At 68.5% G+C, this 11,320-nt stretch carries 8 protein-coding genes; 4 read left to right on the top strand and 4 right to left on the bottom strand.

Going from position 1 to position 11,320, the window contains the following annotated elements; translation table 11 throughout:
* The first annotated feature begins 42 nt into the window (after positions 1-42).
* The 3 genes from hemC to AQZ52_RS06440 all read left to right on the top strand — a co-directional run bounded on the left by hemC (position 43) and on the right by AQZ52_RS06440 (position 2,648).
* Positions 43-999: a hydroxymethylbilane synthase gene (gene hemC, locus AQZ52_RS06450; RefSeq protein WP_082697598.1), complete on the top strand. Its 957-nt coding sequence runs from the start codon at positions 43-45 to the stop codon at positions 997-999.
* A gap of 2 nt (positions 1,000-1,001) precedes the next feature.
* Positions 1,002-1,703: a uroporphyrinogen-III synthase gene (locus tag AQZ52_RS06445; protein ID WP_067907457.1), complete on the top strand. Its 702-nt coding sequence runs from the start codon at positions 1,002-1,004 to the stop codon at positions 1,701-1,703.
* Positions 1,704-1,808: 105 nt separating this feature from the next.
* Positions 1,809-2,648: a hypothetical protein gene (locus AQZ52_RS06440; RefSeq protein ID WP_156424794.1), complete on the top strand. Its 840-nt coding sequence runs from the start codon at positions 1,809-1,811 to the stop codon at positions 2,646-2,648.
* Here AQZ52_RS06440 and AQZ52_RS06435 read toward each other — a convergent pair.
* Both AQZ52_RS06435 and AQZ52_RS06430 read right to left on the bottom strand, forming a co-directional pair.
* Positions 2,645-3,868, bottom strand: coding sequence for a UbiH/UbiF/VisC/COQ6 family ubiquinone biosynthesis hydroxylase (locus AQZ52_RS06435; RefSeq protein ID WP_067907454.1), 1,224 nt, complete (start codon positions 3,866-3,868; stop codon positions 2,645-2,647). The genes AQZ52_RS06440 and AQZ52_RS06435 overlap by 4 nt on opposite strands.
* On the bottom strand, positions 3,865-5,568 hold the full coding sequence (locus tag AQZ52_RS06430) for an alkaline phosphatase family protein (protein WP_067907451.1): 1,704 nt from the start codon (positions 5,566-5,568) through the stop codon (positions 3,865-3,867). Before AQZ52_RS06430 ends, AQZ52_RS06435 begins: the two co-directional genes overlap by 4 nt.
* Positions 5,569-5,763: 195 nt before the next feature.
* On the opposite strand from AQZ52_RS06430, the gene AQZ52_RS06425 reads away from it, so the two are divergent.
* Positions 5,764-7,851, top strand: a complete 2,088-nt coding sequence (locus AQZ52_RS06425; RefSeq protein WP_067907448.1) for a protein-disulfide reductase DsbD family protein — start codon at positions 5,764-5,766, stop codon at positions 7,849-7,851.
* A gap of 397 nt (positions 7,852-8,248) precedes the next feature.
* Here the strand turns inward: AQZ52_RS06425 and AQZ52_RS06420 are convergent, their stop codons facing one another.
* Together AQZ52_RS06420 and parC are read right to left on the bottom strand one after the other, a co-directional pair.
* On the bottom strand, positions 8,249-9,013 hold the full coding sequence (locus AQZ52_RS06420) for an SDR family NAD(P)-dependent oxidoreductase (RefSeq protein ID WP_067907445.1): 765 nt from the start codon (positions 9,011-9,013) through the stop codon (positions 8,249-8,251).
* Positions 9,013-11,307: a DNA topoisomerase IV subunit A gene (parC, locus tag AQZ52_RS06415; protein WP_067907442.1), complete on the bottom strand. Its 2,295-nt coding sequence runs from the start codon at positions 11,305-11,307 to the stop codon at positions 9,013-9,015. The genes AQZ52_RS06420 and parC overlap by 1 nt, the downstream gene beginning before the upstream one ends.
* Positions 11,308-11,320: the final 13 nt, after the last annotated feature.

Below are 11,320 nucleotides of genomic sequence, written 5' to 3'. Positions count from 1 at the left end.
AGACTTTCCCTTAGAGACATTCCCCGTTACGGCAAGTCACGCATGAACACGTCCACGACATCCGCCCTCGGACCATCCGCCGCCAACCCGCTCAAGCTGGGTACGCGCCGTTCGCCCCTCGCCTTGGCCCAAGCCGAGGAAACCCGCCGAAGGCTCTGCGAAGCGCACGGCTGGGAGGAGGCCGCGGTCGAACTCGTGACCGTGGTAGCGAGCGGCGATCAGGTGCTCGACCGCCCGCTCGCCGAGATCGGCGGCAAGGCGCTGTGGACCAAGGAACTCGACGCATGGCTGGCCGATGGCAGCATCGACTTCGCCGTCCATTCGATGAAGGACGTCGAGACCGAACGGCCCGAAACGCTGATGATCGCCGCCGTGCTCCCGCGTGAGGACGTGCGCGACGTGCTGGTCGGCGCTGACAGCGTGGCCACCATTCCGGCAGGCGCGCGCGTCGGGACCAGCGCACCGCGGCGCGCGGCGCAGATGCTCCACGCCCGGCCCGACCTCACCGTGGTCGGCTTTCGCGGCAATGTCGCCACCCGGCTCGGCAAGCTCGAAGCGGGCGAGGCCGACGTGACGCTGCTCGCGGCAGCCGGGCTCAACCGGCTCGGCCAGACCGGAATCGGCACCCCGCTGGCGGCGGACACATGGCTGCCCGCACCGGCGCAGGGCGCCATCGGCATCGAATGCCTCGCCGCGCGCAGCGATCTGGTGGCCCTGCTCGATGCCATCGACCACAAGCCCAGCCGTGCCGCCGTGATGGCCGAGCGTGGCCTGCTGCGCGGCCTTGGCGGCACGTGCCACAGCCCGATCGCACTGCTCACCACGGCGGAGGGTGACACCCTGACCCTGCGCGCCGCGCTGTTCAGCCCCGATGGCGCCGAGCGCGTGGAAGCAAGCGCCACGTTCCCGGCTGGCGACACGGCCGGCCCTGCCGCGCTTGCCCACAGCCTGCTGTCCGGCGCGCCCGAGGCGATCCGCCGCCACTTCACCGGCAGTTGAGCGTGCCGGGCGCGATCCCGGTCATCGTCATCCGCCCCGAACCGGGCAATGCCGCCACGGTGGCCGCCGCCCGGGCAAATGGCCTCGATGCGCGGCCTTTCCCGCTGTTCGACATGGCCCCCGCGGCGTGGACACCGCCCGATCCGGCACCGTATTGCGGGCTGCTTGCCGGCAGCGCCAACGTGTTCCGCCTCGGCGGCGGGGGGCTGGCGGGCGTCCGACACCTCCCCGTCCGCGCGGTCGGCGCGGTCACGGCGGAGGCCGCGCGCGCAGCCGGCTTTGCGGTCGAAGCCGTTGGCGAAGGCGGGTTGCAGCCGGTGGTCTCGGCCCTGCCGCCGGGGCGCTATCTGCGGCTTGCCGGCGAAAAGCGCGTGCCGCTCGCCCTGCCGGACGGCGTCGTGGTGGACGATGTGGTGGTCTATGCCGCCGCCGGTCTGCCGATGCCGCCAGCCCTCGCCGACGTGCTGGCGGGGCCCGCCGTGGTCCTCCTCCATTCCGGAGAGGCTGCGGCTCATTTCGCCGCAGAATCGGCCCGGATCGGCGTCCAGCGCGGGGGGATCGCGCTGGCCTGTCTTGCGCCGCGAATCGGATCAATGGCTGGCGAAGATTGGCAACGTATTGAAATTGCAGAGACACGTAGCGACGAAGCAGTGCTGGCACTCGCCGTCCAAATGTGCAAGAAAGTGTCACCAAGAGGACACTGACAACTGAAAAATGATCCTATGCAGGACATGACCTTTGGTTCGCCCCTCAACTTGCAACGCGCCCCGACCGGGCGCGGCGGTTCGAGTCGCGGGCGCGTGGTTCTTGTGGTCCTTCTGATCCTTGCGGGGCTAGCCGGTGGTGCCTGGTATGGCTGGAAAACCGGCTGGCTTGAAGTGCACGTGTCCGGCCTGCCAGCCGTGCCCGTGCCGTCGCCCTCGGCCTCGATGTCGCAAGCCGCGGCGCAGACCACGGCCAACCTGGCCGCAACCGATGCCGCCCTCACCGCCGCCGCTGCCAAAGTTTCCGCGCTGGAACAACGCCTTGCCGAGCTCAATCAGCAGGCCATGGCCGCAGCCGGGCAGGCCGGACAGGCCGAAGCGCTGCTCGTGGCCTTCGCCGCCCGCCGCGCGATCGAACGCGGCCAGCCGCTGGGCTACCTCGAAGCGCAGCTGCGCGTGCGCTTCGGCAGCACCCAGCAGGCTGCGGTGGACCGTGTGATCGCCGCCGCGCCGAAGCCGGTCACGCTGGCGATGCTGAGCGAGACCTTCGAGAAGCTGAGCCCCCAGCTGATCGGCGGCGCGACCAGCGAAGGCACCTGGGACTGGCTGACCCGCGAGATGGGCGAGCTCTTCGTCATCCGTCACGCCGACAGCCCCTCCCCCACCGCCGAAAGCCGCGCCGCCCGCGTGCGGGAAGCGCTGGCGGGCAACCGCATCGATATCGCCATTGCCGAAGTGGAACGCATGCCGGGCAAGGAGGTCGCGACCGAATGGCTCGCCCATGCGCGCGATTTCCTGACCGTGGAGCGCGCGCTCGATCAGCTTGAAACGGCGGCGCTTTCGTTCCCGCCGACACCGCCAGTGGCAAAGCCCGCAGCGCCCGCCGCGCCGGCGGCGGCGGCGCCGGCCCCCGCAGCCTCGCCCGCAGCTTCCCCCGCCGCTTAAGCCGGCTGCAGCAGGCTCGGCAGCGCGCCGCTCATCCCGCGCGCCTCGTCCATGAAGAAGCGCTTGAGGGCAGGCAGGCGCTGCACCCCGGCCATGCCGAGGCGCCGGATCGCGGACGGGATCCGCCCCGGCACGCCGAACAGCCGTGTGAGCACGTCGGTCGCCGCAGAGACCATGAAGGTATCCGCCGCCCGCCAGCGCTCATACCGCGCGAGGACTTGCGCATCGCCCGGATCGAGCCCGAGACGCATACCTTCGGTGAGCACCTCGACCAGCGCCGCGACATCGCGCAGGCCAAGGTTGAGCCCCTGCCCGGCAATCGGGTGCATCCCGTGCGCGGCATCGCCGACCAGCGCGAGCCGGTCCGAAACCATCTTCGCTGTGTGGTGGAAATTGAGCGGCCACGAGGACCGGGGCCCCATCAGCCGCACCGTGCCGAGCACATCGCCCATCCGTTCCTGCACCGCGCTGCGGAACGCGCCATCGGGCAGCGCCAGCGCGCCCGGCGCATCCTTCTCGCTCACCGTCCACACCAGTGCCGAGCGGTGATTGCCCTCGGCATCATCGCGCAGCGGCAGCAGCGCGAAGGGCCCGGCGGGATAGAAGATTTCCCACGCGACGTTGTTATGCGGCTTCTCGTGCGCCAGCCCCACGATCATCGCGCGGTGGCCATAGCTCCAGCGCGCCGGGGTGAACCCGGCCTCATCGCGCGTGGGGGAAGCGCGGCCCTCGGCGCCCACCAGGAGGCGGCCCTTGACCTCGCGGCCATCGGCCAGCGTCACCGTGACGCCGTGCGCATCGCGCGCGCGCTCGGCGACGTGCGCGTTGGGCAGGAAGGTGATCAGGCTTTCCTTCGCCGCCGCCGCATACATCGTGACGCGCAGATCGCGGTTGGCGAACATGCGGCCAAGCGAGCCATCGCCCGGTGCAGGCTGGAAATCGATCCGCCCGGGCTTCATGCCGTCGGTCACCGCGATCGAATCGATCGGGCACCCCAGCGGCTCCAGCGCCTCGGTCAGACCGAGATGGCTGTAGAGGTTCCAGCTCGCGGTCGAGATCGCCGAGGCGCGCCCGTCGAAACCTTCGGCGGTCTGCGCGGCAGGATCGGAACTGTCGATCACGCAGCTGGGGATGCCGGCCTTGGCGAGGCCGATGGCCAACGTCATGCCGACCAGCCCGCCGCCAAGGATGACGATGTCCGAATTGAGGGTTTCGCTCATGGCCTTGCTCCGCAGGTATCGCCCGTGCCGCCATCGAGATCGAGGCAGCGCCCGTCAAATGCCCCTGCGGGCACGGGCAGCCCGATCAGTGCCGCCAGCGTGGGGGCGATGTCCACCGTTTCGACCGGGCTGGGCTGTTCGAACCCGGTCATCCCCTTGCGCCAGAACAGGATGGGCACGCGCCGGTCGTAGTCCCACGGCGAGCCGTGTGTCGCGACGAAGCCGGGCCCCGGCGTCGGGATCGGCACAACGCCGCGCTTCAGCATCAGCACCACGTCACCCGAACGCGGCTTGTAGAACGAAGCCTTCGCCCGCGCGATGAGGGACCATGTCTCGGGCGAACCGGTGCCGGCGGGCGCGGCGGCAATTTCATCGGCGGTGAAGGCCGCCGCCACATCGGGATTGGCAAGCAATTCCGCCTTCAGCGCGTCCAGCGCCCGGGCCTTGTCGGCCGGCGCGAGATCGCGGCGGAGCCAGATATCGCCCGAAGCCCCGTCGGAGAGGACAAGGCCGCTTGCATCGAGCCCGGTCTTCGCCGCCACCGCCGCGCTCAGCGCCTCGGGCAGGAGGGCCTTGTTGACGCGGTGCGATGCGGGCAGCGCCTGCTCGCCGAGCCGCTCGGGCATGTCGAAACCGCCGTGATCGGCGGTCAGCACCACGGCATAATCGATGCCGCGCTGATCGAGCGCCACAAAGAAATCGCCCAGCGCGAGATCGAGTTGCTGGAGCTGGATGCACATCTCGCTGCCTTCGGTGCCATAGCCATGGCCGACGTAGTCCGTCGCCGAGAGGCTCACCGACAGCACATCGGGCGTGGCGCCCTTGCCCAGCTTGTTCTCGTCGACCAGCTCGGTCGCGAGATCGATGGTGGCGCGGTCGAGACGCGGCGAGGTGCGGAAGGCGGTCTTGTCACCCGCCGCCAGCGCAAAGCGGCCGGTGCCGACCGAAAAGGTGCTGCTGAGCGGCACCGCGCGGGCCTTGGCGCTGCACCACTCGGGCAGCGGGAATTCCGGTGCGCCCTGTGCCAGCACTTCGCCGAGTGCCTTGTTCTCGTTCACCGCCGCCGGCGTCAGCGGGCGGCCATCGAGCGAGGTGAAGCCCGCACCCTTCCACCAGTAGACACTGTCGATCACGTGGCCGCCCATCATCAGGGCCGCGCGGTCCTTGCCCGAGACGGCGACGTTGCGGCTGGCGGGCCAGAGCGCCTTGATGCGTTCACCCAGGGTGGGAACGAGAAGGTGGCCGACCGAGGCGATGTAGTCCTTGGGGTCTGCCGCCGCGCGGCCCTCGTCCTCCGCGCAGTAGACCGTCTTCTTGGCGCGGGCGACGGTCTGGTCGATCCAGGTATTGGCGATGATCCCGGTGCGCGCAGGGTGCACGCCCGTCAGGATCGTCGAGTGGCCAGGGCAGGTCTCGGTCGCGGCATGGCTCTGATAGCCTGCCGGGAACACCGCGCCCGAGGCGAGCCGGGCGAGGCCGCCGGTGAAATGCGAACGGTATTGCGCGAAGAGATCGGCAGAGAACTGGTCGATGGAAATCGCCACGATCAGCTTCGGCGCGCCCGCCGCAGGCTGGACCGCGGCAGCAGGGGCGGGCGCGGGCTTTGCCGACGGGCGCGCCAGAACCGCGGGCGGCAAGGCCATCACGGCGGCAAGGGCAGCCGCCCCCAAGGTGACGGACCGGAACGTGCGAAGCGCCATATAGGGTAACCTTTCTCGGACCTTGGCCGAAGCGGACTCGTCTGCCCTCGCGCTCCGACCCGCTGCGTGATGGCCCCGGCGGCGGGCGCGCGCAAGGGGCCTCGCATCGGCATCTGCCCGGAAGAGGCATGACAGGGGTCTGCACAGGTGGGCGGGCAGGTGGCCAAAGCGATGGGACTGGGTTAGACAAATCCCATGGCATTCCTGCGTCACCTTTTCGCGTTCCTCGCCGCCTGCTGGCTGGCACTTGCGGGGCTCCCCGCGGCGGCCCAACTGGCGCAAGGCCCGGCCCATATCCGCGCCACGCTGCTGGCTGAACGGCCCGCGCGGCCTGGCGAGACGGTCACGCTGGCCGTGCTGATGCAGCCCGACAAGGGCTGGCATGGATATTGGACCAATCCGGGCGACGCGGGCCTGCCGATCTCGCTCGAGTGGACCTTGCCTTCCGGCGTCAGTGCCGGGCCGCTTGCGTTTCCGGTGCCGCAAACGCTGCTGGTGCAGGGCCTGATGAACCACGTCTACGAGCATGACTACGCCGTGCTCGTGCCCCTGACCGTGCCGAAGGACGCCAAGCCGGGCAGCGCGCTGCCGATTTCGGCCAAGGCCAACTGGCTGGCCTGCACCGAAGCGATCTGCGTGCCCGAAAGCGCCACCCTGCAAGGCACCGTGACGGTGGGAAGCGGTGCCGCCGACGCGCGCTTTGACAGCTGGCGCGCCGCGCTGCCCGCCCCGCTCGACCGGCAGGGCACGTTCACCGCGTCCCCCACCGGGTGGCGCATCGCCATGCCTTTCCCGGCCAGCGCCGCGATCGGCGAGCCCCACTTCTTCATCGCGGGCGAGGGCATCGCGGACTACGCCAAGCCGCAGGCGTTCAGCCGCGTGGGCGATACGCTGGTGATCGAACTTGCCCGGGCCGCCTTCCCCGCGCCCGAAGCGCCGCTGGCGATCAGCGGCGTGCTTTCGCTCGGCACCGGCGGTAAAGGCGAGGCGCTGGGCGGCATAACCTTTACCGCCCGGCCCGGCCCGGTGCCCGCCGGCGGCACCCCGCTGGGCAAGGGCGCTGCCCCGGCGCCGTTCTCGGCCACCACACTCGTCCTCGCAATCCTCGGCGCGCTGGCGGGCGGCCTGATCCTGAACGTGATGCCTTGCGTGTTCCCCATCCTCAGCCTCAAGGCCATGGCGCTGGCCCGCTCCGGCAGCGATCACGCCAAGGCGGAAGGCGTTGCCTATACCGCCGGCGTCATGCTCGCCTGTATGGGGCTGGGCGCGGCCATGCTGGCGCTGCGCGCGGCGGGCACGCAAGTCGGCTGGGCGTTCCAGTTGCAGGACCCGGGCGTGGTGGCGCTGCTGCTGCTGCTGGCGGTGGCCATCACCGCCAACTTTGCCGGGCTTTATGAGCTGCCCGGGCTTTCGATCGAAAGCGGTTCGGGCACCGCCAAGAGCGGCTGGGTCGGCGCGTTCGGGACCGGGCTGCTGGCCGCCTTTGTCGCAACGCCCTGCACCGGCCCGTTCATGGCTGCGGCTGTCGGTGCGGCGCTGGTGCTGCCCGCATGGGCGGCTATGGCCGTGTTCGCGGCGCTGGGATTCGGCCTTGCCTTGCCGTTCCTGCTGCTGGGCTTCGTGCCCGCACTGCGGCGGTTGCTGCCGCGCCCCGGCGCATGGATGGAGCGGTTCCGCCGCGCGATGGCGGTGCCGATGGGGCTGACCGTGCTGGCGCTGTGCTGGCTGGCGTGGCGTCTGGGCGGCCCGGTCTATGCCGCGGGCGCGATTGCGCTTGCCGTGCTCGTCGTGGTGCTGCTGATCGCCATTGGCCGGTCGCAGCGGCAGGGTCTGGGATCGGCGCGCTGGGCCATGCCTGGCGGTATCCTACTCGCCGCGCTGGCGCTCGCGGCCACGCCGCGTCTGGCGACGGCTGGTCCCGGTGAAGTCGAAGCCGGGCTGCTCGATGCCAAGCCCTTCAGCGAGGCCGCGCTTGCCGAGGCACGCGCGCAGGGCAAGCCCGTCTTTGCCTATTTTACCGCCGACTGGTGCCTGTCCTGCAAGGTCAACGAGAACGTCGCGATCGAGCGCGAGACCACGCGCGATGCCTTCCGCAAGGCCGGCGTTGTGGTGCTGGTGGGCGATTGGACGCGGCGCGATCCCAAGATCACGAGCTTCCTCTCGCAGCAGGGCGCGGCGGGCGTGCCGCTCTACTTGTGGTATCCGGCCAAGGCGCCCGCGCCGCAAAAGCTGCCGCAAGTGCTGAGCGCGGATTTCATGGCGGGGCTGCCGGCCAAGGGGTGAAGCAGGTGTTGGGCACTCTGCATTTCGGTGCGATAATCCGGGGCTGGATACGTCGATATCGACGACGACTTGCACGCGAAATTTTATCGCGAAACTATATTGCGATCACCGGTCGTCCGCACACCCTGCGTTGGTTTTCCCCTATCGCGCTTGTAGGAATCCTAAGTTACGAACTAAATTTGGAAGCGCCAATCAGGATTGCTCTTGTCGTGCTGGCTGGCGCGATTTCACTTACAGGGTTCTGGATAGCGAGCGGTGTTTTCCTGGCTGCGCGAGATCGCTACGGCGACAAGCCTCGCTACAGTTTCCTTGATCCGAGAAACAGCTAGCCGCTCGTCAACGACCAAGGCAGGTGCAAGTGCTTTGGCCCTTGCACCTGCTGGATGCAAACTTTCGCCTACAAGCTCTGCCCGTCATCCACCGTGATATGCGAGCCGGTTACCTGCCGCGAAGCATCGCTAGCAAAGAACACCATCGGTTCGTCGAGTGCGGTGATCTCGGTCAGACGGCGGCGAGGCCATGAGGCGATCTGCGCCCTGCCGCCTTCGGTATCGAACCATTCGCCGTCTATCTCGGTGCGGATGTAGCCCGGCTGGATCGTGTTGACGCAAATGCCTTGCCGCACCCATTCCTGCGCGAACTGGCGGCCGAGGTGCTGCACGGCGAGCTTGGTCGCGGCATAGGCGGCATCGCCCTGCCCGGTCATGTGCGAGGTGATCGAGCCGAGCAGGATCACGCGGCCCTTCTCGCTCTGTTTCGAGCCTGCCTTGATCATCCGACGGGCCCCCTCGCGCGCGGTCAGGTAGACGCCGGTGAAATTGGTATCGACGACGGAACGGATGCCCGCAGCGGGCACATCGATCGCGCGGCCCGGCACGACGATGCCGGCATTGGCGACGACCACGTCCGGCACGCCGATCGAGGCTTCCGCCGCATCGTACGCCGCGATGATCGAGGCTTCGTCCGTCACGTCGAGCGCCACGGCCAGAGCCTTGCCGCCAGCGGCCTTGATTTCGTCCGCCAGCGCCGCAATGCGGTCCACGCGGCGCGCGCCGATCACCACCGCGGCGCCCTCGCCCGCATAGAGCCGGGCGAAATGCGCGCCGAGGCCCGAGGAAGCGCCGGTGATCAGCGCGATGCGTCCTGCCAGTCTGTTACCCATCATCCGAACCTGTTGTCCCTTGGAAAGCCCGTTGGCGGCAAGCGCCCCGCCGCCCCGCGCGCGACCTTCCACGGCAGAAGGTCTTTCTCGGTGCGCGTGCGCCCGCTTTCTCCGCCCATGGCCCACGAAAGGCCATCCGCAAAAGTGAGCGTGACGGCATCGGCAAGTCCGCCATCCTTGTAGCGCTGGAGGGTGACGCCCTGACCCTTGGCGAGCACCGGCACCTCGCTCAGCGGGAAGATCACCAGCTTGCGGTTCTCGCCCACCACGGCGACGTGATCATGCTCGGCCGCGATCTCGCGCACCACGGTGAGCTTCACGCCCGGCTTGGTCGAGACGACGCCGCGGCCCTTGCGGGTTTCGGCGAGGAGCTCGTCCATCTCGGCCGCGAAGCCGCGGCCGGTATTGGCGGCGAGCAGCAGCTGGCCCTTGGCCTTGTGCACCACCAGCGCCATGATCTGCGCCTCGGGATCTATATCGAGCATCGTGCGCACCGGCTCGCCGAACCCGCGCGCGCCGGGGAGCTTGTCTGCCCCCAGCGTATAGAACCGCCCGTTGTCGATGGCGAACAGCAGCTTGTCGGTCGTCTGGCAGTGGAGCGCGAAGGCCGGGCCGTCGCCTTCCTTGAACTTGAAATCCGTATCGAGAGCCAGGTGCCCCTTGGCGGCGCGGATCCAGCCGCGAGCGGAGAGGATCACCGTCACCGGCTCCTTCTCGATCATCGCGTCCATGCTGAATTCGCGCGTGGGCGCCGCCTCCAGCAAGGTGGTGCGGCGCGCGCCCAGCGCAGTCGTCTCGGCATATTCCTTGCGCAGGGCCTTGAGGTCGTTCTTGAGGCGCTTCTTCTGGAGCTTGGGATCATCGAGCAGCGCCTGGAGATCGGTCTGCTCGGCGATCAGCCCGTCGCGCTCCTTGCGCAGTTCCATTTCCTCCAGCTTGCGCAAACTGCGCAGCCGCATGTTGAGGATCGCCTCGGTCTGCCGGTCGGTCAGGCCGAACTCGGCCATCATGATCGGCTTGGGCTCGTCCTCGGTGCGGATGATCTCGATCACCCGATCAAGATTGAGGTAAGCGATGATGTAGCCGTCCAAGAGCTCCAGCCGGTTGGCGATCTTCTCCAGCCGGTGGCGCGAGCGGCGCAGCAGGATGTCGATCTGCGCGATCACCCATTCCTGCAGAAGCAGCTTCAGCCCCAGCACGCCGGGGGTGCGGTGCGCATCGAGTACGTTGAGGTTGAGCCCGAAGCGCACTTCGAGATCGGTCAGGCGGAACAGCGATTCCTTGAGCAGATCGGGATCGACATTGCGGCTCTTGGGCACGAGCACGATACGGATCTGCGCGTCGCTCTCATCGCGCACGTCCTCCAGGATCGGCAGCTTCTTGTCGGCGATCAGCGCGGCGATCTGCTCGATCAGCTTGCCTTTCTGCACCTGGTAGGGGATTTCGGAGAGCACGAGTTGCCACTGGCCGCCACCCAGCTTCTCGATGCCGGTTTCTTCCCAGCTGCCATTCTCCTGCCTTCCGGTGGAGAAGCGCCCGCGCACGCGGATCGCGCCCTTGCCGCTTTCATAGGCGGCGCTGATCGCGGCCTTGCTATCGACCACGAGGCCGCCTGTCGGGAAATCGGGGCCGTGGAACACCTCCATGAGCTCGGCATGGGTGGCTGCGGGATTGTCGATCAGCATCAACGTGGCGTCGACGATCTCGGCCACGTTGTGGCTCGGGATATTGGTCGCCATGCCCACCGCGATGCCGCTGGAGCCGTTGGCAAGGAGATTGGGGAACAGGCCGGGGAAGATTTCGGGCTCTTCCTCCTCGCCGTTATACGTGGGGTGGAAGGTGACGGTGCCTTCCTCGAGCCCCGCCATGAGCCGCATCGCCGTGCGCGTCAGCCGCGCTTCGGTGTAGCGGTAGGCTGCGGCATTATCCCCGTCGATATTGCCGAAATTGCCCTGCCCCTCGACCAAGGGATAGCGCAGCGCGAAATCCTGGGCCAAGCGCACCATCGCATCATAGACCGAGGCATCGCCGTGCGGGTGATACTTGCCGATGACATCGCCCACCACGCGGGCGGATTTCTTGAACGCGCCGGCGGGATCGAGTTTCAGCTGCTGCATCGCCCAGAGCAGGCGGCGGTGGACCGGTTTCAGCCCGTCGCGCAGATCAGGCAGCGAGCGCGCGGTGATCGTGGAGAGCGCGTAGACAAGGTAGCGCTCGGACAGCGCGGCATCGAAGGGCGCATCGACGATGGCGTCGAAGGGATCGGGTTCGGCTTCGGCGGTGGGTGCGGTCATGACACCTGCCATA

The organism is Novosphingobium fuchskuhlense (genome assembly GCF_001519075.1).
Taxonomy (GTDB): Bacteria; Pseudomonadota; Alphaproteobacteria; order Sphingomonadales; family Sphingomonadaceae; genus Novosphingobium; species Novosphingobium fuchskuhlense.
The sequence above is the reverse complement of the archived record's forward strand: the minus strand, read 5'-3'. Positions and strand labels throughout refer to the sequence as shown.

Coding starts and splice junctions, on each gene's coding strand:
- hemC (WP_082697598.1), top strand. CDS start 43: ATGAACACGTCCACGACATCCGCCCTCGGACCATCCGCCGCCAACCCG.
- AQZ52_RS06435 (WP_067907454.1), bottom strand. CDS start 3,868: ATGAGCGAAACCCTCAATTCGGACATCGTCATCCTTGGCGGCGGGCTG.
- AQZ52_RS06430 (WP_067907451.1), bottom strand. CDS start 5,568: ATGGCGCTTCGCACGTTCCGGTCCGTCACCTTGGGGGCGGCTGCCCTT.
- AQZ52_RS06425 (WP_067907448.1), top strand. CDS start 5,764: ATGGCATTCCTGCGTCACCTTTTCGCGTTCCTCGCCGCCTGCTGGCTG.
- AQZ52_RS06420 (WP_067907445.1), bottom strand. CDS start 9,013: ATGGGTAACAGACTGGCAGGACGCATCGCGCTGATCACCGGCGCTTCC.
- parC (WP_067907442.1), bottom strand. CDS start 11,307: ATGACCGCACCCACCGCCGAAGCCGAACCCGATCCCTTCGACGCCATC.